The 26135-nt window shown below is 38.6% G+C and carries 26 protein-coding genes, 3 pseudogenes and 1 other annotated feature; of the genes and pseudogenes, 11 read left to right on the forward strand and 18 right to left on the reverse strand.

Features of this window, described 5'->3' with window-relative positions:
• Positions 1–15: 15 nt before the first annotated feature.
• From KSHG_RS12145 to KSHG_RS16965, 5 genes and pseudogenes are all read right to left on the reverse strand, one after another.
• Positions 16–1947 carry an FtsX-like permease family protein gene (locus KSHG_RS12145; protein ID WP_010306928.1) on the reverse strand — a complete coding sequence of 644 codons (1932 nt, stop codon included), beginning with the start codon at positions 1945–1947 and terminating at the stop codon, positions 16–18.
• Complete coding sequence (locus tag KSHG_RS12150) at positions 1919–2692, reverse strand: ABC transporter ATP-binding protein (RefSeq protein ID WP_010306932.1); 774 nt, start codon at positions 2690–2692, stop codon at positions 1919–1921. Before KSHG_RS12150 ends, KSHG_RS12145 begins: the two co-directional genes overlap by 29 nt.
• Before the next feature lie 11 nt (positions 2693–2703).
• Positions 2704–3696, reverse strand: a complete 993-nt coding sequence (locus KSHG_RS12155) for a sensor histidine kinase (RefSeq protein WP_010306934.1) — start codon at positions 3694–3696, stop codon at positions 2704–2706.
• Positions 3697–3699: 3 nt separating this feature from the next.
• Entirely contained in the window at positions 3700–4407 is a 708-nt protein-coding gene (locus KSHG_RS12160) for a response regulator transcription factor (protein ID WP_010306937.1), read from the reverse strand.
• A 27-nt stretch (positions 4408–4434) separates the two neighbouring features.
• Positions 4435–5426 (reverse strand): annotated as a pseudogene (locus KSHG_RS16965) (lipoate--protein ligase).
• A 137-nt stretch (positions 5427–5563) separates the two neighbouring features.
• On the opposite strand from KSHG_RS16965, the gene yhfH reads away from it, so the two are divergent.
• The gene (gene yhfH / locus KSHG_RS17800; RefSeq protein ID WP_010306947.1) at positions 5564–5689 is read left to right on the forward strand and encodes a protein YhfH; all 126 of its coding nucleotides are present in this window, start codon (positions 5564–5566) and stop codon (positions 5687–5689) included.
• A 178-nt stretch (positions 5690–5867) separates the two neighbouring features.
• Here yhfH and KSHG_RS12175 read toward each other — a convergent pair whose 3' ends face one another.
• The 8 genes and pseudogenes from KSHG_RS12175 to hemE form a co-directional block, all read right to left on the reverse strand.
• Positions 5868–6902 (reverse strand): LLM class flavin-dependent oxidoreductase, encoded by a 1035-nt coding sequence (locus KSHG_RS12175; RefSeq protein ID WP_010306951.1) that lies wholly within the window; start codon positions 6900–6902, stop codon positions 5868–5870.
• 164 nt (positions 6903–7066) lie between these two features.
• Positions 7067–7429, reverse strand: coding sequence for a hypothetical protein (locus KSHG_RS12180; RefSeq protein ID WP_010306955.1), 363 nt, complete (start codon positions 7427–7429; stop codon positions 7067–7069).
• Positions 7413–8816 carry a sensor histidine kinase gene (locus KSHG_RS12185; protein WP_010306959.1) on the reverse strand — a complete coding sequence of 468 codons (1404 nt, stop codon included), beginning with the start codon at positions 8814–8816 and terminating at the stop codon, positions 7413–7415. Before KSHG_RS12185 ends, KSHG_RS12180 begins: the two co-directional genes overlap by 17 nt.
• A pseudogene (locus KSHG_RS16970) lies at positions 8813–9501 on the reverse strand (response regulator transcription factor). The gene KSHG_RS12185 and the pseudogene KSHG_RS16970 overlap by 4 nt, the downstream one beginning before the upstream one ends.
• Before the next feature lies 1 nt (position 9502).
• Positions 9503–10441 (reverse strand): hypothetical protein, encoded by a 939-nt coding sequence (locus KSHG_RS12195; protein WP_010306969.1) that lies wholly within the window; start codon positions 10439–10441, stop codon positions 9503–9505.
• Positions 10442–10574: 133 nt separating this feature from the next.
• Complete coding sequence (gene hemG, locus KSHG_RS12200; protein WP_042232003.1) at positions 10575–12023, reverse strand: protoporphyrinogen oxidase; 1449 nt, start codon at positions 12021–12023, stop codon at positions 10575–10577.
• 11 nt (positions 12024–12034) lie between these two features.
• The gene (gene hemH, locus KSHG_RS12205) at positions 12035–12967 is read right to left on the reverse strand and encodes a ferrochelatase (RefSeq protein ID WP_010306976.1); all 933 of its coding nucleotides are present in this window, start codon (positions 12965–12967) and stop codon (positions 12035–12037) included.
• An 18-nt stretch (positions 12968–12985) separates the two neighbouring features.
• Positions 12986–14032 (reverse strand): uroporphyrinogen decarboxylase, encoded by a 1047-nt coding sequence (gene hemE / locus KSHG_RS12210; RefSeq protein ID WP_010306979.1) that lies wholly within the window; start codon positions 14030–14032, stop codon positions 12986–12988.
• A gap of 221 nt (positions 14033–14253) precedes the next feature.
• Between hemE and KSHG_RS12215 the strand changes: the two genes are divergently transcribed.
• Positions 14254–14796 carry an antibiotic biosynthesis monooxygenase family protein gene (locus KSHG_RS12215; protein WP_010306982.1) on the forward strand — a complete coding sequence of 181 codons (543 nt, stop codon included), beginning with the start codon at positions 14254–14256 and terminating at the stop codon, positions 14794–14796.
• 48 nt (positions 14797–14844) lie between these two features.
• On the opposite strand, the pseudogene KSHG_RS19280 reads toward KSHG_RS12215, so the two are convergent.
• Positions 14845–16031: pseudogene (locus KSHG_RS19280) on the reverse strand (ABC transporter permease).
• Positions 16024–16764, reverse strand: coding sequence for an ABC transporter ATP-binding protein (locus KSHG_RS12225; protein WP_010306992.1), 741 nt, complete (start codon positions 16762–16764; stop codon positions 16024–16026). Before KSHG_RS12225 ends, KSHG_RS19280 begins: the two are co-directional and overlap by 8 nt.
• Positions 16765–16889: 125 nt before the next feature.
• Here KSHG_RS12225 and KSHG_RS12230 point away from each other — a divergent pair, with 125 nt between their 5' ends.
• The 7 genes from KSHG_RS12230 (at position 16890) to KSHG_RS12260 (ending at position 21297) form a co-directional block, all read left to right on the forward strand.
• Positions 16890–17312 (forward strand): HIT family protein, encoded by a 423-nt coding sequence (locus KSHG_RS12230; RefSeq protein WP_010306995.1) that lies wholly within the window; start codon positions 16890–16892, stop codon positions 17310–17312.
• A gap of 211 nt (positions 17313–17523) precedes the next feature.
• Entirely contained in the window at positions 17524–18051 is a 528-nt protein-coding gene (locus tag KSHG_RS12235; protein WP_010306998.1) for a tryptophan transporter, read from the forward strand.
• Positions 18052–18216: 165 nt separating this feature from the next.
• Entirely contained in the window at positions 18217–18621 is a 405-nt protein-coding gene (locus KSHG_RS12240) for a YtxH domain-containing protein (protein WP_010307001.1), read from the forward strand.
• A 150-nt stretch (positions 18622–18771) separates the two neighbouring features.
• Positions 18772–19290 (forward strand): HTH-type transcriptional regulator Hpr, encoded by a 519-nt coding sequence (locus tag KSHG_RS12245; RefSeq protein ID WP_187119981.1) that lies wholly within the window; start codon positions 18772–18774, stop codon positions 19288–19290.
• 150 nt (positions 19291–19440) lie between these two features.
• Positions 19441–19989, forward strand: a complete 549-nt coding sequence (locus KSHG_RS12250) for a DUF3267 domain-containing protein (protein ID WP_235728381.1) — start codon at positions 19441–19443, stop codon at positions 19987–19989.
• A 59-nt stretch (positions 19990–20048) separates the two neighbouring features.
• Positions 20049–20234, forward strand: a complete 186-nt coding sequence (locus tag KSHG_RS12255; RefSeq protein ID WP_010307010.1) for a hypothetical protein — start codon at positions 20049–20051, stop codon at positions 20232–20234.
• A 157-nt stretch (positions 20235–20391) separates the two neighbouring features.
• On the forward strand, positions 20392–21297 hold the full coding sequence (locus KSHG_RS12260) for a peptidylprolyl isomerase (RefSeq protein WP_010307013.1): 906 nt from the start codon (positions 20392–20394) through the stop codon (positions 21295–21297).
• A gap of 54 nt (positions 21298–21351) precedes the next feature.
• Here the strand turns inward: KSHG_RS12260 and KSHG_RS12265 are convergent, their stop codons facing one another.
• Entirely contained in the window at positions 21352–22071 is a 720-nt protein-coding gene (locus tag KSHG_RS12265; RefSeq protein ID WP_010307017.1) for an alpha/beta hydrolase, read from the reverse strand.
• Positions 22072–22144: 73 nt separating this feature from the next.
• Complete coding sequence (gene yhaM / locus KSHG_RS12270) at positions 22145–23083, reverse strand: 3'-5' exoribonuclease YhaM (protein ID WP_010307021.1); 939 nt, start codon at positions 23081–23083, stop codon at positions 22145–22147.
• A 198-nt stretch (positions 23084–23281) separates the two neighbouring features.
• On the opposite strand from yhaM, the gene KSHG_RS12275 reads away from it, so the two are divergent.
• Positions 23282–23467 carry a YhzD family protein gene (locus KSHG_RS12275; protein ID WP_010307025.1) on the forward strand — a complete coding sequence of 62 codons (186 nt, stop codon included), beginning with the start codon at positions 23282–23284 and terminating at the stop codon, positions 23465–23467.
• A gap of 53 nt (positions 23468–23520) precedes the next feature.
• Here the strand turns inward: KSHG_RS12275 and KSHG_RS12280 are convergent, their stop codons facing one another.
• Complete coding sequence (locus KSHG_RS12280) at positions 23521–24303, reverse strand: enoyl-CoA hydratase (protein ID WP_010307030.1); 783 nt, start codon at positions 24301–24303, stop codon at positions 23521–23523.
• Positions 24304–24653: 350 nt separating this feature from the next.
• Positions 24654–24889, forward strand: a binding site (T-box leader).
• A gap of 72 nt (positions 24890–24961) precedes the next feature.
• On the opposite strand from KSHG_RS12280, the gene KSHG_RS12285 reads away from it, so the two are divergent.
• Positions 24962–26134, forward strand: a complete 1173-nt coding sequence (locus tag KSHG_RS12285; protein ID WP_010307035.1) for a pyridoxal-phosphate-dependent aminotransferase family protein — start codon at positions 24962–24964, stop codon at positions 26132–26134.
• Position 26135 lies beyond the last annotated feature (1 nt).

Here is a 26135-nt window from a genome sequence, read left to right on the forward strand (position 1 = left end):
GCTTCCAACTAGTCCTTATCTTAAATGGGCTAAATAGCGCCAACGTATTAAATAAAAATAAAGCAATTGCACCGTCGTCAAAATACCAAGCATAATGACAATCGTTTTGAAAATCGAAATGTCCGCTACGCCGTACCAAAATACTTGCAGTCCGATAAAGGCAAAGCAACTATTCAATACCGCAACACCCCACGGCAAGAAAAATTGTGGAATGAGCTGGCGATTAACGAGTTGACGAATTTCTCGATCCGTCACGCCCATTTGACGCAACGTCGTATATTGTTGTTGTTCCCTCGGCAACGTCGCATACAATTTGAAGTAAATAAAACTCCCCGCAGCTAAGAAAAAAACGGCGGATGCTAAAATACCAATGAATAAAATCAACGCAAACGTAGAGCGTAATATTTCATAATCAATTCCCGTGTTTTCATAGTAAAACGGTAGCTGACTTTCCATATTACTCGCATACGTATTCGTCATTAACTGGTCTAACTCTTTACCGATATATTGCGTTTCCGTCCAATTTCCGACATTAAAAGCATACACGCGATTCACATAATTAGATTCATAAGAACCCGGCACGTTATAGATGATTTTTTTGAAATCGGCTGTGTTTAAAATAATAACATTCGTTCCGAGCTGTTCTGCTGAGAATATAGCCGTTTTGTACGCACCTCGTATCGTAATCGGTACGTGATTTTCTTCTAAAACGGTTGCGATTTGCATATTTTTACGTTTCGCATAAGAGTCTTCTGAGTACGGTAAAAAAATCGCTTCGCCTTTGCCTAGCTGAACGGTAGGAAGTTTAAGCGTACGCACCATTTGATTAAATTGCTGTTCATCGATAATTTCGATTTTTTGACTACTATTAGCAGACGTTTGTGTTCGAATATCAAGTGCAGTCAATTGATAAGACAAATTCGCTTCTTGCAACTCTCTCGTCAATTGGTCAATGTGCGCATCTTCATACGAATTTTGGTATTTGCTCGTATAAATGATGCTCACTGGATTAATTTGATGATATTGATGCGTAAATGTAGACATCGAACTGAGCGTCCCAATTGCCATAAAAGCAAGTGTCGAAACGAGCGACGAAATAAAAAACATTTTTGCATTTTCTTTGACCATCGTCGCATACTCCGACCATGAAATGAGACGATATTTCCGCCAATATAGCCACTTACTTTTACGTAGCCACATAATAATCATGACGACGGAATCTGTGAAAAATAAATACGTTCCAATCATCATGACAGGCGGCACGACAATGGCAAGCCACAACAAGTTCGATTTCTCGATATTCACCATCGTGAAATACGTACACGCTAAAATAAGTAAACCCGCTATACCACTTACTTTTGAATACGATTTCTTTTTCGGTGCCACATCTGTCCCTCTTAATAAGTGGACGAGTTCTCCATCTTTAATCGTCCAAACGCTCAAATACGATACGACGATGAACAATGTTAAAAAAGTCGCAATCGTTAAAGCGAATGGCTTCCAAGAAAAATAAAGAGGTAACGCAGAAATTTGTAAAATTTCACGAATGACCATAAAGAAAAATTTCGAAAAAGCAAAGCCAAATAAAATACCGACAATAATGGAAGCGACGCCAATAATCGTCGTTTCAATACGGACGAGTTTATTCAACTGTTGCCTTTCCATTCCTAAATGAATTAAAATGCCGAATTCTTTTGAACGCGCTTCTAAAAAAGCACGCATCGAATAAAATAAAAAGAATAGCATGAACAACACGAGCACAATTTGTGCAAAATACATGCCGCGGAAGGCAATCTCAATCATAAATTCATTTTCTACTTTCGGATGATACATGAGCATCGAATAAATGAAAAATACCATAACCGAGCACACACTCGCCATGAAATAAGCCGCATAAATACGTTGATTCCGTATAACGTTACGATAAGCGAACTGACGAAAAGTCACCGACATGACCTCCTAAAAGGCTCAACACGTTCAAAATACGTTGGAAAAATGTTTGGCGTTGATCATCTCGGTAAATTTCATTGAAAAATTCACCATCTTTAATAAATAACACGCGGTCGCAATAACTTGCTGCAATCGGATCATGCGTCACCATCACAATTGTCGTCTGGTCTCGTTTATTAATTTTACCGAGCAATTCCAAAACGTCTTTCGATGAATTAGAATCTAAATTCCCGGTCGGTTCATCTGCTAAAATAAGTGATGGCTTATGAATAAGCGCACGACCAATTGCCGTTTTTTGCGCTTGTCCTCCTGAAATTTCATTCGGTAACCGTTGTAAAATGGATTCTAAATCTAAATGCGCCGCGATTTCTGAAACGCGCTTTTGCATTTCCTCCACTTTCATCCCGTCTAACGTCAAAGGAAGTACTATATTTTCTTCAACGTTCAACGTTTGTAGTAAATTAAAATCTTGAAAAATAAAGCCTAGTTGTCGTCTACGAAAATAAGCCAACTCATTTTTACTCAAGTCTTGTGGATTGACGCCATCGACTAAAACTTCCCCGGCAGTCGGGCGGTCCACTGTCGAAATCATATTTAACAGCGTCGTTTTCCCACTGCCAGACGGACCCATGATTGCCACAAATTCGCCTCTCTCCACTTCAAAATTCAGTTGATTGATTGCGCGATGTGTAACTTTTCCTTCATATACTTTCGTCACGTCATTAATTGATAAAATAGCCATCATTTTGCCCCCTACTCTGACAAATTAAACGTCACACTAATCGTCGTGCCGACTCCTACAGTTGAAGCAATCGTTAAATCATGCCCTAGCTTATGACAAATTTCATTCGCTAAAAACAAGCCCATTCCTGTAGATTCTCCTGACTTACGACCATTTTCTCCTGTAAAAAAGGCTTTCGTCACACGTTTCAAATCCGTCGGTGGAATGCCGATTCCTTCATCTCGTACGTGTAGCGTCACCGTATCTTTCGTAGAAACCGCTTCGATATACACTTTTTTATTATCTTCAAATGTATATTTCACCGCATTCGTCAAAAATTGCCCGATAATGAAGCTCATCCATTTCGCATCTGTTGCTACGTACAAATCATCAGAAAGCGTAACGTTTGGAAACACGTGATTTTTAATGAACAGTCGTTTATGTTGATTGACGACTGTCGAAACGAGATGTTTCAACTCTACTTTCTCGATTTTCATATCTTCTTCAAACGTATCGAGTCTTGCATTCATCAATACCATCTCTAACCCGTGTTTCAGACGTTCTGTTTCTTCATGTACACCTTTCTTATCAAGCGGTGCATCATCTTGTAACATAAGCTCTAATACAGCGAGTGGCGTCTTCATTTGATGCACCCACTGATTCATAAATTGCAAATGTCGATTTTGCTTAGCGTACAACTCTTGCGCTTCCAATTGATAAATACGATACAACTCATGTACGTACTCTTCCGTTTGCAAATGGTCAGGCGTCTTCGCTGTAGAACGGAGCGCATCTTCCATCGTATGTGGCATCGAGGTGATTTTTTTATAATATTGCTGACGCATCACATACCGAGCCACTAAAAAAGTAAGCGTTAAGACGAGCGAAATTAAGATTGAATAAATCGCTGTATTCAGATCTCGGAACCCATCTAGCCAATACAAAAGTAAAATAAAGACGACTAAAAATAATTCAAAAAATATAATCGAGGCATGTTCTTTTAGAAATAGCATGAACGTCGTCATTCACTACACTTCCTTTTCATTTAAAACGAAGCGATAGCCAGCACCACGAACCGTTTCGATTGTTGACTGAATGTGATAGTCGGCTAATTTTTTACGTACGCGCGTCATATTAACGTTGAGCGTATTTTCATCTACAAACGCTTGGTCATCCCAAAGTTCTTCTAATAAACTTTCACGTGATACGACTTTCGGTGAAGCTTTCATTAACAATTCTAAAATGACACATTCTTTTTTTTGCAAAGCAATTTCATCTGTCTTCGTATGCAGTTCCATTCTTTCTAAATACAAAACGAGCTGCCCTTGTTTCACTGTGCGTTCCTCTTGCTTAATCGCATATTCACCGAAACTACGACGCAAATGGCTTTTAATTTTCGCTAAAACAATTTCATAGTGGAATGGCTTCGTAATAAAATCATCGCCGCCATTTTCTAATGCGAAAATTTGGTCCATCTCACCTGAACGTGCTGAAATATAAATAATCGGCACAGTCGTAAATTGACGCAATTGACGACACCAATAAAAGCCATCATATGCTGGCAAGTTAATATCAAGTAATACGATATGCGGATTAAACGCATTGAATTCTTCTATAATTTGATCAAACTGTTCGACTGTTTTCACTTCGTAATGATATTTTCTTAGTGTATCTGCTAGCATCGAAGCGATTTTCAAATCGTCTTCTACTATTAAAATGCGGTGGGTCGTATTCATTTTTTCTTCCCTCCGTTTCTTTCCTTTTTAGTACATCAAATCAATAAAATCAGCTAATGACGTACCACCGAAATAACGTGGAATGTCTAAGTGTGCCACCGCTTCTTCAATTGCTTGTTTCTCATAGCGTTTACCAATTAACGCTTCTTCAATATCTTTCATATCACCGATTCCGAAAAAGTCGCCAAATATATGGACGTCTTGCATCGTTCCTTTGTTCACGGTTAAGCGTAAATCAATGAAACCGGATGCGAATTTTTTAGAACGTTGAATGTTGAATTTAGGTGATTTTCCGTAATTCCATTCCCATTTTTGATAACGTTCTTCTGAAATTTTATGAATCGCTGCCCAATCTTCATCCGTTAATTCATAATATTTCACTTGATCGAGACCACCGAAAATCGATTTTAAAATTTCTAATCGGAAATCTTCAACCGACATCGTTTTATCTTCTAACATTTCTTTTACGTTCGTCACGCGTGAACGAACAGATTTAATACCTTTTGATTCGATTTTTTCTTTTTTCGGACGTAACGCATTCACAACTTCGTCGATGTCTGCATCGAACATTAATGTGCCGTGACTAAACATACGACCATTTTTTGAGAACATCGCATTCCCAGAAATTTTACGACCGTTCGCTAAAATGTCGTTACGACCAGAAAGTTCAGATTCGATGCCCATATTTTGAAGTGCATCGACTACAGGTTGCGTGAATTTTTTAAAGTTTTGGAAGTTGTCTCCTTCATCTTTCGTTAAGAAACTGAAGTTTAAGTTGCCTAAATCATGGTAAACAGCGCCGCCACCAGAAAGACGACGTACGACGATAATTCCTTTTTCGTCGACGTAGTTCGTATTAATTTCTTCTACTGTATTTTGATTACGACCGATAATAATTGATGGTTGGTTAATATAAAAAGAAGTAAGCCCTCATCAACATTCAATTCGTTTAATGCGTACTCCTCAATAGCTAAGTTAATACGTGGATCGTGAATACCTTTATTATCAATAAATAACATGGATAAAAATCCTCCTTCTATGTTCTTATAAATATTTTAACTTAATTTTTAGTTTTTGTATTGACTTTTTATTATCTGTTATAATACAATAGGTAACAACAAATCAGTAATATAACAGATTGAAGGAGGAGAACACTATGTTAGAAAACGTTGTAGAATTTTTCAAAAACTTACCAGACAAACATTGTACGGAATGCGGTGAAAAAATCAATGAACAAAGCGAATGCTACTCTAATACTTGTGAACACTGTGATCATCTGTAATACATCATGCTGATTAGCCGAAAATTACCCCAATGATTTTCGGTTCACTGAACGCTTATCGTCATAACAAATCTATGAATCTATAATTAAATTGCTTACGATGAAAAACCGAGATGTCCCCAGCATCTCGGTTTTTTTTGATATATAACAGTTTCATTTTTCTCTGTTATGATACACATTATTTTAAATGTTTTTTCACAGTTGGCATTACTTTCGTTGCGAGCAACTCAAGTGAATGCATCGCTTGGTTGAATGGCACAGCACCAATATCAAGCTGCGCTAAGAAACGTTCATGGCCGAACAGTTCATGTTGCATCAATATTTTTTCTGTAATTTCTTCTGGACTACCGACCATCAACGCACTTCCTGCATCCGTTGCACGGTCGAATCCTTCTCTACTCATATGAAAACGTTGTCCACGCTGTGCGTTAACGTACGTCCAGTAATTGTTATAATACGGATAAAACTCATCGCGTGCGGCTTTTGCCGTATCTGAAATGTACGTATGCGCTGTCACACCGACTTTTCGTTTTGTAGCGTCGTGTCCTGCTTCTCGTAACGCTGCATCGTATCGTTGCACGAGTGGTTCAAAATAATGCGGAGAGCCTCCTAAAATAGCTAATGCCATTCCTGCCCCGAAACGACCAGCACGCGTTGCACTTTCGGGCGTACCACCGACGCCAATCCAAAGTGGAATGCCATCTTGAATGGCACGAGGTGCAATGTCCGCACGTTGAATAGCTGAACGGAATTCCCCTTGCCACGTTACATTTTCTTGTGCATTCAATTGTTGAAACAGTGCGATATTTTCTTCGAATAACGCATCATAATCATGAAGATCTTTGCCGAACAATGGGAACGATTCGATAAAAGCACCACGTCCTGCCATAATTTCAGCACGTCCACCCGATAAAACGTCTAATGTCGAAAAGTCTTCGTATAAACGTACTGGGTCGACCGTACTTAGTACCGTTGTCGTACTCGTCAAACGAATGTTTTTTGTTTGCGCAGCAATATAACTTAGAACGACTGGTACGGCTGACACCGCATAATCTAAACGATGATGCTCTCCGACACCAAACAAATCGAGTCCTAATTCGTCTGCTGCTTTAGCCATTTCAATAATTTCTTTCAAACGTTCAGGCGCAGTCGGCACTTTTTTCGTAAATGGATTTTCACCTAAGTCTGCTAACGTATAAATACCAAATTCCATGTTGTTCACCTCTTATTTTTACTTACTATTCGTAACTTAGTTTATAATTGTAACTTTCTATTGTCAAAGACAACAACTTTTACATACAAAAAACTACAGCTCCTTTCACGATGTATTCGTAAAGAAACTGCAGTCGGTGTTCAAACTGTTCGTATCGTATGATTTTATTTCACGGTTATTTCTTGATTCATCGCCGCATGACCTGTAATCGTTTCAACGTGACCCGTTACCGTATACGTTCCTTTTGATAGCGTAACGCTTGCATTATACGTGCCGTCTTCTTGTCGAACCGCAGCTAGTCGCTGAATCGCCTCTTCGTCGTCATTCAGAAAGACCTCAAAAGAAACAGTTTTCAACTCTTCCTCCGGTACAGCTTCCCCTTTTTCCGTCACGACGTCCATCGTAATGCTGACGTTACCATTTGCATCAACAGTCGGTTTTGGCATATTTAAACTAATTGCTAAACTAAATGCATTACTACACCCTGCTACTAATAAGGCGAGACAAATGCTAATCATCCACTTCATCAAAGTCCTCCCATAATGGAATAAATAGTGTGACGGTCGTTCCGACTTGCCACGTACTCGTTATGTGCCAAGACCCACCGTGTAACGCAATGAGTTGGTCAACAATCGACAATCCAAGACCGCTTCCTCCATCTGCTCGTGTGCGCGCTTTATTCACGCGATAAAAACGCTCCGCTAAATGCGGTAGATGTTCGTCTGCAATGCCAATCCCTTCATCTCGGACAGTTATTTTAGCATATGTTTTTTCTGCGGAAGCTTCTACGTAAATAGCCGTTTCTTTGTCAGAATAACGCAAACTATTTTCAATTAAATTGAGCATAATTTGTTTCATCTTTTCATCGTCACCTGCAATGATAAGCGATTCATCTGCTTTTAAATGCAACGTCATTTGTTTCTCCATTGCACGTTGTTGTGATAGCTGTAAAGCTTCTCTTAAGCTCTCTGCTAATACAATCGGCATCTTCGTAAATTCTTCCAGTTTTTCCGAACGAGAAAGCTGTAATAAGGCAGCCGTCAGTTTCTCCATTCGATCCGCTTCCTGCGTAATTAAATTCAATTTCTCCGTACATTCTTCTTTCGGAATAAGTCCTTTTGCAAGTGCTTCGCTATATCCTTTTACGTAACTAATCGGCGTGCGCAACTCGTGGGACACATTCGCTAAAAATTCTTTTTGCGTATCGTCTGTTTTTTGAATAGCTGTCGCCATTTCGTTAAACGTATGCGTCAATTGTCCAATTTCATCTTTCGACGTCACGACGACACGTTCATCATAATGACCGTCTGCCATTCGCTTCGCTGCTAGTTGCAATCGATTAAGTGGTTTCATGACGACTTGAATGCCTTTCATGACCGCAAGTGCCATCATCATTAAAAAGAGCAATGCGCCGGTACTAATGAGTAAAATATCTTTTTTCGCCAATTCAACAATTTTTTCGAGTGGGAAATACAAATATAATATGCCTTCTAAACGTTTTTCATGTACGAGTGGTACGATGACTGAGATAACTTGTCGATCAAAACGCTTTTCATATCCTTGTTTCGTCACCGTTTCTCCTGCGAGTAATTGCTTTCTTTCTTGCGGTCCAATCAGCGTATCGTAATCAATATCAAATGGTACACAAGCACTTAATTCCCTTGGGTTTCGAACGGCGAATACGTTGACGTCGGCATACATATTGTATCGGTCTACATCGTCAATCAAAGCATTCGTCACTTTTCCACCCTCATACATCGTCGCTAATTTTTGACCGACACCGACCATATTATTTTCTTTATCTTGAACGTACAACCGTTCATACAAAAAGTTCGTTAAGCTATACATGAATAAAATCGTAATGACTAAAAACCCTAACACGAGCAACCAAATTTTCGTTGCGATTTTTTTCATAATGATTCTTTCCCGAAACGATAGCCGACGCCCCATACCGTTTGAATATAGGCACTCACTTTTTTCCCTAGTTTCAAGCGTAGCGTTTTTATGTGCGTATCGACCGTTCGCGTACCCCCTTCGTAATCGAGCGACCAAATTTGTTCGAGCAGTTGCTCTCGGTCATAAACAGTATTCGGATGCTTCATAAATAAATGTAGCAGCTCGAATTCTTTCATCGTCAACGTTACTTTCTTTCGATCAACGTGTACCGTTCTAGAAAGTTCATCGAGTACAATTCCACAAAATTGAAGTGTCGTATTCGGTTGGGCTACACTCGTATGTTTCGGCATTCTTCTAAGTACCGCTTCGATACGTGCGAGTAACTCTTCCCCGCTAAACGGCTTAACGATATAATCATCCGCTCCCATACGAAGTCCTTTTACTTTATCTTCTTTCGCATCTTTTGCCGTTAAAAAATAATTGGTACATTCGACTGCTCTCGAATACGCTGACAAACGACAAAGCCGTCCATTTCTGGCATCATGACATCTAATAACAATAAGTCGACGTCCATTTGCGCTAAAATATCGAGTGCCTGTTGTCCGTTGGAAGCCCCGTACGTCGTATGTGCTTCTTGCTGCAACATAATACGAATTAAATCACGCATTTGTTTTTCGTCATCTACAATTAAAATCGTTGCCATGCTATTCCCTCACTAACAATTGAAAAGGCCCTTGATCTACCTTTTTCTTTTGAATTATTTTTTGACCGTCTGTCCAATAAAGTTGTTGATCGTCGTATCCTGCCACGACGATATCATGTTGAAATTGCGTAAACGTAAAAGGGTTTGCCGCAATTTCTTGTTTCGCACGTATATGCCCTTTTTTAGAGAGTGTATACAACATACTTTCCCCGTGACTCAAAACGTAGACGTCATCACCTTTCGCTAAAAAGGCAATGGGCATCATCGGCAATTGAATGTTGCCAACAATTTTTCCTGTAGAAGGATTTAGTTGTAATACGGTATCGTTCGGTGTACTGCCGTCTCCATGTCCTCCGAGCCAAAGTGTATCATCTATAACTTCAATGCCTGTCGATGACTTTGGAATCGTCCACGTCGCTTCTTTTCGTAAAGAATCCGTACCGAACACCATTAATTGCGTATCTTTAAAATTCACGACGAAAAGACGGGCATTGTATACGAGCATCGCCATCGGATAATTCCCCGTTGCTACTTCCGCTTTCTTTCGTCCATTTATATCGTATGATGTTACCGTATTTTGAGTGCTATTTGCGAGAAATAAGCTTTTCGTCTGCTCGTCATATAACGCATTCGAAATGCCTGTAGCTGTTTTTATTTTCCCGACATGCTCGCCTGTGCTTAACTGTACTAGATCTCCATGATCGAGACCGTGTCCATATAAGAAAATTCGATCATCCCCTACAAGTACCGCTCCTGTATATGCTTCTTTCAACGACCACGTCGCCATAACTTCTTTTCGTTTATCAAAAAACTGAATAGACGGTTCTTGAATGTTCACAGATGCGAGAAAAGGGTCGCCTTTTTCGATTTTCGGATATGTTGGATGACTGCAAGCCGCAAGTCCGAAAATGATAGCGAAACAAAGAATGATTTTTTTCACGATGCATGCCTCCTTTTTTTCATTGTACCGAATGGTTGTGAAATGTGTGTGAAACTTTTTCATAAAAATTGCAACGAATGGTCATTTTCACATAAAAAAGAACGGCTCCGAAGAACCGTCCAAATAATGATCGTTAATCAAAAGAATTCGTAAATTGTGGTGTATGCTCAAACAATTCGCATAGTAATTGATCCGCGCTATGTTTTCCTTGTTTAATACATTTCGGAATCGAAATACCGTTGTAAGAGTTTCCTGCTAAACGCATCGTTGGATACAGTTTTCGCAACGTATCTTTTGCTTTTTTAACACGGTCTGCATGCCCAATCGTATATTGTGGCATAGAGTCTTTCCATCTTGAAACGATTGTCTCAAGTGGCAGTTGATCTAGACCAAACAACTGTTGAAAATCTTCTAATAGCGCCTTTTCAATCTCACTATCAGATAAATCAACAATTGCAGTATCGCCTGTGCGACCAATATAACAATTGACGACGGCATAGCCTTCCGGTGCAATGAACGGCCATTTTTTATGTTCAAACGTAACCGACGTAAATGAATAGTCGCTGTTACGTGAAATATAGACATCCGTTCCATCAAACGACTGCAACGAGTCTTCTTTAAAAATCATCGTCACCGTCGCTACTGTATTGCACGGTACAGTTTGTAACTGTCGCACTTCTTCTTCTTCAAAAAGATTTGTCACCATATGAAGCGGTGTCGCAACAATCACGCCATCGACTAATATCGTAGACTTATTATTTAAAGAAAGACATGTTTTGTCTTGAAATGGCGTAATCGATTGCACTTTTACACTTTTCAAAATTTCACAATCTGTTAGTTCGTCCGTCAAAGCATGCGTAAGTGTACTCATACCACCTCTGAATTTTTGAACGTTTTTAGAATTATGACGCACCGTAAAATCACCCGGCTCGGATGATTTCATCTCGTGACGCATCCCTCTAATAACGCTGCCACGCTGTTGTTCGTAACGAAGTAGCGATGGCAATGTAGATTGTAAACTCAATTCATCAATGTCGCCTGAATAGACGCCTGATAAAAGAGGTTCAATTAAACTTTGGACAAATTCTTCGCCAAAACGGCGACGTACAAATTTACCGAGAGATCGATCCCCATCAACCTTACTCGGTGGAATAATTAAATCTGCTGTAGCTCGAACTTTTCCGCTCCATGACACTAATTCTGATGCCATAAATGGTTTGAATTTCGTAGGTATTCCCATAATTGTATTTTGAGGGACTTGCTGAAGATCTTTGTCAATCGCAATAAAGGTTTTTGCATTCGTTGTCGTTACAATTTCATCTTCTATATTCAATTGCTTTGCCAACTGTGCAACGATTCCTTTAGGATCTCGAAAAGAACTTGGCCCGCGATCAATTATAAAACCATCCTTGCGCAGCGTTTGAAGCTTACCACCTAATCGGTGAGAACCTTCGATTAATACGATCTCAAGTGGATAGTGATGTAATCTCGCCTGTTCCTGCAAATAAAACGCTGCCGTTAATCCAGTGATTCCTCCACCGATGACAGCAATTTTTCGCTTCTGTTCAGTCACATCTATCATCACTTTCTACTTTATTTTTTATATGCGTTTAATACGACGTCTGTTAGCGCATCAATGAATAATGGCTGTGCATTCGGCATCGCTGGACGGTGATAAGCAGCGCCTAATTCATTACATACTGTTTGGCATTCATAATCGTTATCGTAAAGCACTTCTAAATGCTCCGCTACGAAACCTACTGGTACGTAAGTGAATGAGCGATAACCTTTTTCGTTGTATAAATCACGTGTTAAATCTTGAACGTCTGGTCCTAACCAAGGGTCTTTCGTTTGACCAGCTGATTGCCAACCGAACTCAACGTTTTCAATCCCTGTACGTTGTTTTAAAATATCTTTCGTTTCGAACAATTGCTCTGCGTATGGGTCGCCCATCGCAATAATTTTTTCTGGTAATGAGTGTGCGCAAACGACTAAACAAGCGTCTTTACGTTCTGCTTCATCCATCCCATCAAATTCTGCTGTAATTTTTTCTGTCCAGTATTGTAAGAATTTCTCTTCTTTATACCAGCTATCGATTGTTGTAATCGCTAATGTGCTACCAAGTTCAGTCGCTTTTTCAATCGCGCGTGTTTGGTAAGCTTTCGTAGAGAATGATGAGAAGTGTGGTGCAAGAACGATTGCTACAGCTTCTGTTAAACCATCTGCTACCATTTGTTCTACCGCATCTTCAATAAATGGTGCGATATGTTTTAAACCGATGTACACTTTGAATTCTACTTCATCTTGTACTTCGTTTAAGCGTGCACCTAATGCGTATGCTTGTTTTTCAGTCGTCGCCGCTAATGGTGAAATACCACCGATTGATTGGTAACGGCTACGTAAATCTTCAATTTGTTCGTCTGTTGGACGGTGTCCGTGACGGATATGTGTGTAATACGGAATTAAATCTTCATCTTTTTGTGGTGTGCCATAGGCCATCACTAATAAACCAACTTGTTTTTTCATGTTTGTTCACCTCAAAAATTATTTTAAGCGAATTTGCTCGCTACTATAGTCATGAATCAATGCTGTTAAACGTTTCAATACATCTGGATCAACTGATGGGAAAACACCGTGTCCTAAGTTGAAAATGTGACCCGGTACTTCTAATCCTTGATCGATGATTGTTTTCGTACGTGCTTCTAAAACGTCCCAATCCGCTAATAACAATGTAGGGTCTAGATTTCCTTGTACTGGTTTTGTAATCCCCATTTGACGCGCTTGTTTAATCGGCAAACGCCAATCAAGCCCTACGACGTCTAAAGGTAACTCTTGCCAGTCTAATACGAGGTGGCTCGCTCCAACACCGAACATAATCATCGGAACGCCTTCCCCTTTTAGTTCGTTAAAAATATGTGTCATCACTGGCTTAATGAAAATCGTGTAGTCTTCGTGGCTTAAAGCCCCAACCCAAGAGTCAAAAATTTGGAATGCTTTCGCACCTGCTTTGATTTGCGCCTTTAAGTCCGTCACGATCATGTCGCCTAGTTTATCCATTAATTTAAACCACGCTTGCGGTTGTGAAACCATGAAGGATTTCGTTAATGCGTAGTTTTTAGAAGGACCGCCTTCAATCATATAGCTCGCTAATGTGAAGGGGGCTCCTGCAAAACCGATTAACGGTACATTTAATTGTTCTGTCGTTAATAGTTTAATCGTATCTAACACGAATGGAACATGTTCTTCTGGGTTAAAAATTTGTAAGCGATCCACGTCTTTTTCACTACGGATAGGGTTTGAAATAACAGGTCCCACGCCCGCTTGAATTTTCACGTCTACGCCCATACCAGGTAGTGGTGTCACAATATCTTTGTACAAAATAGCTGCGTCGACATCGTAGTTTTGGACAGGTAAATGTGTCACATATGCACATAGTTCCGGTTGGTGTGTAATTTCTTCTAATGAATATTTCTCTTTAATTTTACGATACTCCGGCTGTGAGCGTCCTGCTTGGCGCATATACCAAACGGGTGTATGTTCCGTACGCTCACCCTTCGCTGCTCGTAACAATGTATCATTAAACGTTGTCATATTTTTGTTATTTCCCTTCTCTCTGTTTTTACTTCCTATTATAAATCCGACAATTGCATCCATTTTTCACTATAATCTTTCAATCGTTTAATGTATAGTTTTCGGCTCAATTTGTCATACAATTTTACGAATTGGTGACAGTTTTTTGTCGATTATCGTTTTACCTTGAAAAATTCAGGTAATATACTAAATAGACATCCGAATTTAAAGGAGCTCTTACAATGAAAAATTTCTATATCGCACTCGGCACTGCCGATTATATGACAACACTGTGGAAAAAGTATGAAAAAGAACGTATGATTTTGTTGCATAACGGTGTCCATTCTTTACTTTTACATGAAACGGACAAAAAAACGAAGTTTGCAGCGCCTAAAAAGTTCGAAGTCGTAGCGTCTGAAGGTGACTTAGCTGAACACGGCTTCTTCGCACTCATTTACGTATCGATTATGGGCGAACAACACCACGTATTTGAAGATCGTTTTTTACAACGCCAACATGCCATTTCACAAGAACCTGGTTTCGTTGCGTTCCGTTTATTACGTCCGAAAAATGATACCGATTATCTCGTGTTAACAGAATGGACAGGTCCTGCTTCTTTCGATGCTTGGAAATTAACAGATGATTACAAAGAGGCTATTGCAAGCTATGCAGAAGCCGGAACAATCAATATGAATAGCCAATCGTTTGAACCGACTATCTTTACGAAAACGTATACGACAAATATTGACGACGTCGACTATCCAGATGAAGATGACAATCGTTAAAACAATTTAAAAAGCTTCCGAGACGACCATCTCCTCGGAAGCTTTTTGTTATTTAGAAATACGTAACGTCAATTCCCCTATGAGGAAAACGACGAGTGCATATACGTAAAAGTACGGTTGCATGATACTACAAAGTAATACGATGATGGCATGTGCCAAAATCATGTAGCGACTAATTTTAATAGTCGCTTTTTTACGTGCGTCTTGTGGCAACGGATACAGCATGCTCATCGTAAATTCATGTGTAGAACCGAGTGCTTGTTTCAATTGAATCGCTACCGCAAAAGCTAGCGCAGCTGACACGATAATCGATACGATTGGTAAGTCTACGAAAGCTACAACAAGTCCGTTAATGACAACGAGGCGTAACCATAAATAAAAATGGTCGTCCGTTCTAAGTACGCTTCTGAATAAATAGTATGAAAATGTTTGTTGATGCGTTTTAGGTACGAGTTTATAAATGAAGTCGAAGTACGGACGGCGCTTAATGCTGCCGTGTACTTGCGGTACGTTCGTAAAGTAATTCGCAAAACGATAAATCCCCATCATCCGGTTCGCTTCTACCGGAACGAAATGTTCGTACGGGAAAGGTTGTCCGTTTAATTGCTTTTTATAATACATAAAATAAAAACAAAGATGATAATCAAAATGATTGCAACGAGCCACATTTGTTCAAGTAACGTATACAAAATACCGCCGTTCAATACGTAACGAATGAAACGATTTAACCAAAGACGACGACCGATCATCACCCAGCGGTACGTAAATTCTTGTTGCACGTTTAACCATTTCAAGACGAATACGCTTGCTAAACCGATCACAATCGTCGAAATTGGCAGTAAGGCTACTTGACGAAGCATCGGCCACATGATGATAAACAAAAGACCGCTTACGACAACTTGAGATGTGTACGTAGAAATGAGCACATGTTTGAAATACGTCATCAACTTCGTTTCAAGTGGCAATAAATACACTTCATCCGGTTTTTTAATTAGCGTTGTCGGGCGGCTTAATGTCATAAATAAGGCGACGACTAAAGCGGTAATAAGCGTCGCTGGAATCGCATCGTCTCCATGATACGTATCTAAAAAGTGACTATATTGAAAAATACCTGCTCCGAGTAAAAAGACGATGACTAAAGCCATATGCCCTGTAAATACGAAGCGCATATATTTTTGAACTTCTTGTCGATTGTACGTCGACCGTTTGCGCCATAATTCATCTAAATTACGCATTCGTTTGTTCTTTCGTCATTTGAATGTAAAGGTCGTCTAAGCTTGCTCCCGGCATATTAAATGATTGGCGCAAATCATCCATCGTTCCGAACGCACGAACATAACCTTCATGTAATAATAAAATTTTGTCGCAATGTTGCTCTGCTGTCGCAAGAACGTGAGTCGACATTAAAATACCCGCTCCCGCTTTTTTCTTTTCATCCATTTGTTCTAACAATAAACTAATCGCTAATGGATCTAATCCAAGAAAAGGTTCATCAATAATGTAAAGTGCTGGGTCGACCAAAAAGGCACACATAATCATGACCTTTTGGCGCATCCCTTTTGAAAAGTGAGATGGGAACCAATTTAAACGTTTTTCCATACGGAATTCTTTCAATAAAGGAGCTACTCTCTCTTCCATAACTTCTAATGGAATGTTGTAGGCCATCGCTGTTAGTTCTAAATGTTCTTTTAATGTTAGTTCATCGTACAAAACCGGCGTTTCTGGAATGTATGAAAACGATGTACGATACGTATCCATATTTTCTTTCATCGTCATGCCATCAATACGAATCGTTCCTTTTTGAGGCGTCATCGTTCCGATAATATGTTTAATCGTCGTACTTTTCCCCGCTCCGTTCAATCCAATCAATCCGATAAGTTCTCCAGGTTGAATAGCAAAGTTTAAATCATGTATAACCGGTTTTCTCGTATAACCGCCTGTTAATTGCTCTACTTCTAAAATCGTCATTGTCGTCACTCCATTTTAGTTATGCTTTGAAAAGCTTCGCTATTTAGTAGTTTAGCAAAAATCCTAAATTCACGCAGTTGTCATGTGGTAAAATGGAAACAAATATTTGAAAGGTGTGTGTTGACATGTCAGATTGTCTTTTTTGCAAAATTATCGCTGGAGAAATTCCAAGTACTAAAATTTATGAGGATGAACACGTATTCGCATTCATGGATATCGGTCCTCTTACAAAAGGTCACACATTATTAATTCCGAAAGAACACGCTGCAAACGTATTTGAAATGTCTGAAGAAGTAGCAAGTCACTTATTCTCTGTTGCTCCTAAAATTGCGAACGCGATTAAAACAGCTTTCAATCCAGTAGGGATGAACTTATTAAACAACAACGGTGAAGCTGCTGGGCAAAGCGTCTTCCACTTCCATCTTCACTTCATTCCACGTTACGATGAAACAGATGGCTTCAAAGCTACTTGGAATACGAAACAAGATGAATATACACCAGAACTTCTTACACAATTATCAAACGAAATCAAATCACATCTTTCTTAAGATGCGATCAAAACGAGCCTAATTTTCAATCGGCTCGTTTTTTATTGAAACGTCGTAACAACACTGTAGCCTTTTTCACTTTCTTCTATAATAGATGTCCAACGTCTTGCTTTTACTGTAGAGGACCTGTAGAATCAGGATAAGTTTCGCGTATGCTCACGAGGAGACATGCGGAAACGAAACAAATGATTAGCTTAGGAGAGATGAGATTATGAAAACAAAAAATTTAGTGTTAATGGCTTTACTTGTAGGGGTTGGTGCAGCATTGTACCTCGTAATTCCCGGCATTATGGGTGGTATGAAACCAGACTTCATGTTAACGATGATGTTCATCGGTATTTTACTATTTCCCAATTCGCGTGATGTCTTTTTACTAGCGTTAACGACGGGTATTTTATCTGGTCTATTTTCTACATTCCCTGGTGGTTTCGTTCCGAACATTATCGATAAATTTGTCACTGCATTCATTTTCTTTGCGCTTCTTGTCGTATTGAAAAAAGCAGCTCAAAAAACGGCTGTTTCAGCTGTTCTTGTCGGTTTAGGAACATTCATTTCGGGCAGTGTCTTTTTAGGATCAGCTATTGTAGTCATCGGTGCCAACATTCCATTCGTAGCGTTAATCGTTTCGGTGGTACTTCCTGCTATTGTTATTAACATCGTAGCTTTCGTGATTATTTATCCGATTGTTACAAGCCTTGTCAAACGTTCAAAATTTGACACGTCTGTTTCTCACGCGTAAGCAGTCGAACGAAAAAGCTTTCATTGTGCACTCGCATAATGAAAGCTTTTTTTACGTTTGCTGGAAGAAAATGTCCAATTATTGGCTTTTCATAGCTTTATATCGTAATAATATGTTTTAATAAAGTAAATCAAGGAAATATACTTATTGAAAGGGGTCGTGTATATGCATTTAAAATCAACCGTTATCGGTCTAGCAGTCGGAATTGTGGGGGGCGCAGCAACTGTGCTATTAACAACACCCCAATCTGGTAAAGACGTTCGCCTTACAATGAAGTCAACGAAAGATGCTGGTCAACAACTCAACTCAGAATTTAAACAACGTTTTTCTAGTATAAAGGATGCCGTGTTATCGATTAAAGATGAAGTCCAAACTACTGTACCTTCTGTCGTAGAAGACGTAAAAGTTTCCGTTCAAAATTGGCAACAAGAAACTGCACCTATTCAAAATCGCCTAAAAGGTAATATTGATGCCGTAAGTAAGAGTGCGAGCGAATTAGAGCAAGCAGCTGACGAAATAACGTCAGAAGTAGAAAAATTAACAAATCGTTTAACGTTTAAAAAAGCGTAGTGCGTAACTTCTTTTAACGTAAGACGTCATTAAATAATGTATTGACGTCTTAATGCTTAAATTATTTGAATAATTTGTATTTTCATGAAAACGATATTGTATGTTTTTTGGAAATAATGTTATAATATAAAGAAAATTACGAAAGTGGTGATAGCAATGTCTGAAGAAGTAAACTCGGCTCGAGAAGCCATGCTTTACAATCAGCGTATTGCCCATCTCTCTAAGGCACTTTGGAAAGCTGTCGAAAAAGATTGGCAATCGTGGATTAAACCATTTGATTTGAACATAAACGAACATCATGTATTAAGTATTGCGTCTCGTCTGCAAGGTGCGTCGATTTCTGATATCGCAAAATTTGGCGTTATGCATGTGTCAACGGCCTTCAACTTCTCAAAAAACCTTGAAGAACGCGGTCTGCTATCATTTTCTAAACGTGATGATGACAAGCGAAATACATACGTGGAAATTACGAAAAAAGGCGAAGATTTACTAAAAGAAATCGACAACAACTTCGTAAAAAATAAACACGCAGTATTAGAAGGTTCTCAACCATTAAAAGATATGTACGGTCAATTCCCTCAATTTTTAGATTTGTTAGCGGTCATCCGCAACGTCTATGGAAATGACTTTATGGAAATTTTCGAAAAGACATTCAATATTGAAGAATAATAAATAAAAGCCTTCTGCTAAGCAGGAGGCTTTTTCTTATGCTTAAATTTTCTAGATAGAAACGTTTTTCTACCTTCATCAATAAAAAAGGCTTGCTTTTCTTTATAAAAAACATTAATGTTATGTATCGAGAATTTTAAATGAATGGAGATGTCAATCTTGCATTGCTGGAAAACGATTAATGTACAGAAGCAGTACGGTCATGACCGTCTAATCCTTTTATCGATTATGAGTATGCTCGCTGTTTTTTCTGTCTTTTACATCGCATTAAATGTATTCCGTCATGGACCGGTTACAGACAAACTGTTCCCGTTGTTCATTATCGTACTATTGATGATCTATCCGATACACAAAGTATTACATTTCTTGCCACTTATACACGCAAAACGAAAAATACAATTTCAACTCAACATACATTATAAAGTCATACCAACTGTTAAAATGCACGTCGCAGAACCCGTTAGAAAATCACACTACATTACTTCTTTACTCGTGCCATTCTTCTTATTAAATAGTGGACTTGTCATCGGCGCAATGGAATTTAGCTCGTATCGCCACTATTTTGCATTGTTACTCGCATTTCATTGTGGGTTATGTTTAGTTGACTTACTTTACGTGAAACATTTAGTAAAGGCTCCTAAAAAAGCATTGATTGAAGAAAATGAAAAAGGGTTCCAAATATTAGTTCCACTACATTAAAGTTGTCATAGTCCCCTGTCATTTGATATGCTAATGAGTAGTATAAAGGAGGAATTGACTTGATCGTTCTTTTTGTCATTTTATTCTCTGTCTTTTATTTATTCCAAATAAATAAAATGACCGCCACTTTATGTGCCCGTAAAGAGATTCCCGAAGAAAAACAACCGAAAATTTATAAAACTATTAACATCTTAATCACGATCTTGCTCGTTTCTCTTTACCTTCGAGTAACGATGTTAGCGTAACCCATGTAGCTATATCGCACTATGCCGATATAGCTTTTCTTTTGGAAAAAAACGTTATTTATACTCTCTTATAGGAAACCTTTTCCTTTTAAAAACGTTTATGTTATAGTTACAAAAGCAGCGTTTTATGAAGAAAAGTTGGGAGAGACAAAATCAAATGAAAATGAAAAAAAGTATTTTAACATTATCACTTGCAGCATCTGTACTTGCACTTTCTGCATGTGGCAACTCAATGGACGAAAAAGTCGTAACTTCTAAAGTTGGCGATATTACAAAAGCAGACCTTTATGACGAAATGAAAGCTACTGCTGGGGACCAAGCAATTCAATTAATGATGATTGAAAAAGTTCTTGAAGATAAATACAAAGTGACAGATAAAGCAGTGGATGCAAAAGTAGAAGAACAGAAGAAACAAATCAAAGCACAAGGTTCTGACTTCAAACAATACTTAGCTTCTCAAGGCATGGATGAAGATACATTCAAACGCTATGCAAAATTAAACTTATTACAAGAAGAAGCTCAACGTGATGGCGTAAAAGTTTCTGATGCTGAAATTAAAGATTACTACGATCGCTTAGGTAAAGAAGTAAAAGCGAGCCACATTTTAGTTGCTGACGAAAAAACAGCTAAAAAACTGAAAAAAGAATTAGACGAAGGTGCTGACTTCGCGAAATTAGCGAAAGCAAATTCTACAGATACTTCTTCTGCTGAAAAAGGTGGAGAACTTGGTTGGTTCGGTCCAGATCAAATGGTTGCTGCATTCACAGATGCTGCTTATTCATTGAAAAAAGGCGAAATCTCTGAACCAATTAAATCTGATTACGGCTACCATATCATCAAATTAGAAGATACTCGTACGAAAAAAGTCGATGGTTCTTTAGATGATAAGAAAGCTGAAATCAAAGAAACTCTTCAATTATCAAAAGCAAAAGCTGAAGATCCTAACTCAACAAAACTACAAGAAAAAATTTCTAAAATGATGAAAGATGCTGACATTAAAATCGAAGATAAAGATTTAAAAGACGCATTAGCTAGCTTCCTAAGTACTTCATCATCTAAATAATTTTTCTTACTCGATATATAATTGTAAAAAGCGAAATCCAATGGATTTCGCTTTTTATTTTTTATGCGCTTGTACGTAGCGTAGTGCCTTGCTTAACACAGAAGGAAAAACTGAAAGATGATTTTCTTCTGCCGCCACATCGAATTTTTGTGGAAAGTTTTGCGGCAGCTTCGATAGAAGTCGTTCAATCGGACTAATCATCGAGCCTTCAAATTCACCGACTGCCACGTAAAGTGATGCCGGTGGATGAATTGCTAGTTCAGTGAAATCTTCATACACTAACGCTTCGTCGTTCCACCAAACAGAAGGGCTAATCGCGATATAGCTCCTAAAACGCATCGGTTGCGTAATCATTTGCCACATAACAAAATAGCCCGATAAGCTATGTCCAAGTAAAATTGTTCTCTCTCCTGCTGGATAATGCGTTGATACATACGGTTTCAACACTTCCTCTATAAATGTAGAAAAAGTTTCAGCACCTCCAAACGGTCCTTCTTTTGACATCGGAAATTGTGTCGAGACGGCATATGTTTCCGAGAAAGGGGTGAAATCTTGAAAGCGTTGTTGCGCCGGTTGAGCAATCGTAACGACAATCATACGAGGCAATTTCGTTTGCTTGCGCATTTGCATTTGCGTACGTACAATTTCATTTACGAGTGTGCCGTTCCACTCCCCGTCCAATACGTATAAAACGGGAAACCCTTGCTCTGGAAAAGGCATTTCTGGAACGCTCACTTCTATTTTATAATCGTTCCCTTCGTAGTGAAATTCCAAACGTGCACCTCCTTATACAAAAACACTTTCAAAACATAAATGCTTTGAAAGTGTTTTTTGACTATTTATTGAATTAATCAATCGTTGGTTTGTAGAATGAACGGTTATCTAATGCGAATAAACGCTCTGTGAATTCGCCTGGTTCTGTTTTACCTAATGCACGTTTTAGCATATTCATTTTCGCATCGATATTATCGATGTAAAATAACATTTCTGCTTCTTGTAACATTGGTTTTTTAGGACTACCGTATTCTTCTTTACCGTGATGTGATAAAACCATATGTTCTAATAACATGACTTCTTCACCATCAATTTCAAGTTCAGTCGCTGCTTTTTCAACTTCTGACACCATAATATTAATGTGTCCAAGTAAGTTCCCTTTCGCTGTATACACTGTTGATACAGGTCCTGAAAGTTCGATTACTTTACCGATATCATGTAAGATGACACCTGCATATAAAAGATCACGATTTAATGTTGGATATAAATCACAAATTGATTTAGCAAGACGCAACATAGACGTTTCATGTTCTAATAAACCTGAAGCGTATTCATGGTGATTTTTAGTTGCAGCTGGATACGTTAATAACGGCTCTTGGAATTTTTTCAATAAATGATGTGTAATGCGTGAAATGTTTGGATTTTTAATTTCAAAGAAATATTGACGTAATTCTTCGAAAAGCTCCTCTTTCGGTGTTTCAGAAGATTGGATTAAATCATTTACGCCAATATTTTCTTCTGGTTGTGATTGACGAATTTGTTTAATGCGTAATTGTAATTTACCACGATAATCTTGAATTTCACCGATAATATGCACGACTTGAGCTGCTGGGTACAATTTAACTTGTTCTTCCCCCGCATCCCATAATTTTGCTTCGATGCTACCACTTTTATCTTGTAAAATAAGCGTTAAAAATGGTTTTCCCATCGTTGTAACACCTTTTGTAGATTGTTTAATTAATAAATATTGATCGACTGGATCTCCTGCTCTTAACGTCGCAATGCCGTTCATGTGGAGTTAGTCCCCTTTCGTATTCAATTTGCCTCTAACAAGGGCACTTATTTGTTATACCGCTTTCATTGTACCATTTCAATGAAAGTTGTGATATTAATAAGACAAAGATGTACTTTTTTAATGCAAATTCAGTGAAGATTTTATATAATGAATGGAGATTCATTTTTTATTAAACTATTCAGGGGTGTGATTTTTATGCAAGCATATCGTTTTACAGCTTTTGAACCGACTGGTGAAACATTATTTGATGAAGAATGGCAATTCGAGTCAGATGATGTTGCCAAAGTACAAGCCATTCCAAAAATTGAAGAACTGCAAGTTAGTAATAAAACGCATCGTTTAGTAAACAATAAAGGAAAATTAATCGTTTTCCACATATAAGACCGGCAAAAAAGACATCTCTCCTTTACGGATGATGTCTTTTTTATTAATCGTTATACGCCTTTGAATACAGGCTGACGTTTTTCAACAAATGCTTGTACGCCTTCCAAATGATCCCCCGTTCTACGCATTTCTGGTTGAATCGATGCTTCTGCATTCAAGAAAAATTGTAGCTCACCTAATTGTGAAGTGTTCATCATTTTCTTCGTTTCAATTTTTGCTAATAACGGTGTTGCCAACTGCTCTTCTACGAAATTTTGTACCATTTCATGAACGGTACCATCTTCTACGACGACGTCTGCAAGACCCCAATCTGCTGCTTCGTCGCCACTCATCATACGACCTTCCCAAATAAGTTGTTTCGCTTTTAACGGGCCGACACGTTCCTTCATAAAGAAGTTGCCACCGCCATCTGGAATTAAGCCAATGCCGATAAAGTTCATGGCGATTTTCGCATTTTCTTCTACGTACACATAATCACAAGCAAGTGCTAAGCTAAGTCCAAATCCTGCAGCTGCACCTTGTACAGCTGCTACTGTAATTGCTGGTAGCGTGTACCAAGCTTTCACTGCGCGTGTTAAATATTGCATGACTTCTTTCGTATCTGCGCCGACAGCCATTCCTTGAAGCATTTCCTTAATATCGCCACCTGCTGAGAACATACGATCTGCCCCACGTAACACAATAATCTGAACATTCTCTTCATGAAGCGATTCAAAACATTGTGCTAATTCAATAGCCATCTGTTCATTTAAAGTGTTCATCGCCTTTGGTCTATTTAATGTGACCGTTGCTTTTCGTCCTTCAATTTCACATAAAATCGTTTCGTAATTCATGAAAACACCCCTTTTATGAATAGTCATTCATTCATCATTTTACACTATATTTTATACTTAAAGTAGAATATTTTTAACTTTATTAGTAAATATATTTTTATCGCTGTTCATTTTACCGAAAAAACGTACACTATATGTAGTACCAATTTCATTCATCCTCAACGATGCGCAGTAAATATTATTCTAGATTGTCTCCCTGAAAAGAACGAATAATTAAAACTTTAATTCAATTAAATATTCGTATTTAGACGTCTTTATTATTATTTTTCAGACATTTCTAAATTATTTTTTAAATTATAATTGACAATCCCGACCAATAGCTTTAAGATTGGTTTACATTCAAATCAAGCAAAAATACATTGAAAGAGACATATGAACTTTTAGAAAGCCTCACAGCGAGCTGGTGGTCGGTGCAAATCAGCGGTTTCTAATTTTTCATTCCACTCTTGAGTAGACTTCTGGAAATCATAGTATAGAAGTCCGGTCCATGTCCGTTATGCATTTATGAAGCTCATTCTTTTTTGAATGAGAAATTAGGGTGGTACCGCGTGTCTAAATGAAAATGATTTAGCCTTTCGCCCCTAACAGATTGTCTTTTTGTGCAATCGTTGGGGATGAAAGGCTTTTTATTTTATAACTTTGAGAGGAGCTTTTGATTATGTTACAAGATTATCAAGTGTTACGTATTCCAGGTCCAACTCCCGTTCCACCTAGTGTGAACCGCGCAATGACGCAAGCAATGGCAGGGCATCATGCCCCCTTAACTAATCAGATTATTCAAAATATTAAACCTCGTCTGAAGAAATTCTTCGGAACTGAACAAGATATTTTAATGGTCCCAGGTAGTGGTACATCTAGCCTTGAAGCAGCAATTGTAAACGTTGCTTCAAAAGGAGATCACGTTCTCGTCATCTCAACAGGTGTATTCGGCCATCGCTATACCGAAATTTGCGAAAGCTATGAATTAGACGTGCATGAACTGACCGTTGAATGGGGTCAAGCATTTGACGTTGCGGCGGTCATCGATTACGTACGCGAACATCCTAATTTGCGAGCTGTTTATACGACATATTGTGAAACGTCAACAGGTGTTTTAAACCCTGTTGGTGAATTAGCACAAGCAATTCATGCGATTAATGATTCAATCATCGTTATTGCAGATGGTGTTTCAGCTATCGCATGCGTCGAAACGAAAATGGATGAATGGGGTCTTGACCTCGTCATTACAGGTTCTCAAAAAGGATTCATGTTACCGACAGGTCTTGCTTTCATCGCTGTAAGTGAGCGTGCTTGGAAAGTAATCGAACAAAATAAAACACGTGGCTATTACTTAGATTTAGTAAAACATCGCGATGCTTTAACGAATGGAACGACCCCATTCACACCTGTACTTAGCTTGTTTTACGGATTAAAAGAAGTATTGGATCAACTAGAGAGAGAAGGCATTGAAAATGTTTATGCGAGACACTTACTTATGAGAGATATGACGCGTGCTGCTTTTAAAGCATTAAACGTGCCACTTCTTGTGAGTGATGATGCTGCCTCCCCTTCTGTGACATCCGTGAAACCTGATGACTTCGATGCGCAAGCATTCCGAAAAATTTTAAAAGAAGATTTCAACATCGATGTAGCGAGTGGCTTAGACGTAATGACGGATGAAATTTTCCGCGTTGGTCATATGGGCTATTGCTCACCGACAGATGTGCTGCAATATGTTAGCGCATTTGAAATTGCCTTAACGAAAGTTGGTAAGCGTGTAGAACTCGGCGCTGGCACTCGAGCTGCACAACAAATTTATTTACAGCATACTACTACAACTGTGACACAATAAG

It is taken from the genome of Kurthia senegalensis, from assembly GCF_000285595.1.
In the GTDB taxonomy this organism is placed as follows: domain Bacteria; phylum Bacillota; class Bacilli; order Bacillales_A; family Planococcaceae; genus Kurthia; species Kurthia senegalensis.

What these genes read in the sequence shown, in the direction of transcription:
- KSHG_RS12150 (WP_010306932.1), bottom strand. Translation starts at nt 2,692, where the DNA reads ATGGCTATTTTATCAATTAATGACGTGACGAAAGTATATGAAGGAAAA.
- KSHG_RS12155 (WP_010306934.1), bottom strand. Translation starts at nt 3,696, where the DNA reads ATGACGACGTTCATGCTATTTCTAAAAGAACATGCCTCGATTATATTT.
- KSHG_RS12160 (WP_010306937.1), bottom strand. Translation starts at nt 4,407, where the DNA reads ATGAATACGACCCACCGCATTTTAATAGTAGAAGACGATTTGAAAATC.
- yhfH (WP_010306947.1), top strand. Translation starts at nt 5,564, where the DNA reads ATGTTAGAAAACGTTGTAGAATTTTTCAAAAACTTACCAGACAAACAT.
- KSHG_RS12175 (WP_010306951.1), bottom strand. Translation starts at nt 6,902, where the DNA reads ATGGAATTTGGTATTTATACGTTAGCAGACTTAGGTGAAAATCCATTT.
- KSHG_RS12180 (WP_010306955.1), bottom strand. Translation starts at nt 7,429, where the DNA reads ATGAAGTGGATGATTAGCATTTGTCTCGCCTTATTAGTAGCAGGGTGT.
- KSHG_RS12185 (WP_010306959.1), bottom strand. Translation starts at nt 8,816, where the DNA reads ATGAAAAAAATCGCAACGAAAATTTGGTTGCTCGTGTTAGGGTTTTTA.
- hemG (WP_042232003.1), bottom strand. Translation starts at nt 12,023, where the DNA reads ATGATAGATGTGACTGAACAGAAGCGAAAAATTGCTGTCATCGGTGGA.
- hemH (WP_010306976.1), bottom strand. Translation starts at nt 12,967, where the DNA reads ATGAAAAAACAAGTTGGTTTATTAGTGATGGCCTATGGCACACCACAA.
- hemE (WP_010306979.1), bottom strand. Translation starts at nt 14,032, where the DNA reads ATGACAACGTTTAATGATACATTGTTACGAGCAGCGAAGGGTGAGCGT.
- KSHG_RS12215 (WP_010306982.1), top strand. Translation starts at nt 14,254, where the DNA reads ATGAAAAATTTCTATATCGCACTCGGCACTGCCGATTATATGACAACA.
- KSHG_RS12225 (WP_010306992.1), bottom strand. Translation starts at nt 16,764, where the DNA reads ATGACGATTTTAGAAGTAGAGCAATTAACAGGCGGTTATACGAGAAAA.
- KSHG_RS12230 (WP_010306995.1), top strand. Translation starts at nt 16,890, where the DNA reads ATGTCAGATTGTCTTTTTTGCAAAATTATCGCTGGAGAAATTCCAAGT.
- KSHG_RS12235 (WP_010306998.1), top strand. Translation starts at nt 17,524, where the DNA reads ATGAAAACAAAAAATTTAGTGTTAATGGCTTTACTTGTAGGGGTTGGT.
- KSHG_RS12240 (WP_010307001.1), top strand. Translation starts at nt 18,217, where the DNA reads ATGCATTTAAAATCAACCGTTATCGGTCTAGCAGTCGGAATTGTGGGG.
- KSHG_RS12250 (WP_235728381.1), top strand. Translation starts at nt 19,441, where the DNA reads ATGTCAATCTTGCATTGCTGGAAAACGATTAATGTACAGAAGCAGTAC.
- KSHG_RS12260 (WP_010307013.1), top strand. Translation starts at nt 20,392, where the DNA reads ATGAAAATGAAAAAAAGTATTTTAACATTATCACTTGCAGCATCTGTA.
- yhaM (WP_010307021.1), bottom strand. Translation starts at nt 23,083, where the DNA reads ATGAACGGCATTGCGACGTTAAGAGCAGGAGATCCAGTCGATCAATAT.
- KSHG_RS12275 (WP_010307025.1), top strand. Translation starts at nt 23,282, where the DNA reads ATGCAAGCATATCGTTTTACAGCTTTTGAACCGACTGGTGAAACATTA.
- KSHG_RS12280 (WP_010307030.1), bottom strand. Translation starts at nt 24,303, where the DNA reads ATGAATTACGAAACGATTTTATGTGAAATTGAAGGACGAAAAGCAACG.
- KSHG_RS12285 (WP_010307035.1), top strand. Translation starts at nt 24,962, where the DNA reads ATGTTACAAGATTATCAAGTGTTACGTATTCCAGGTCCAACTCCCGTT.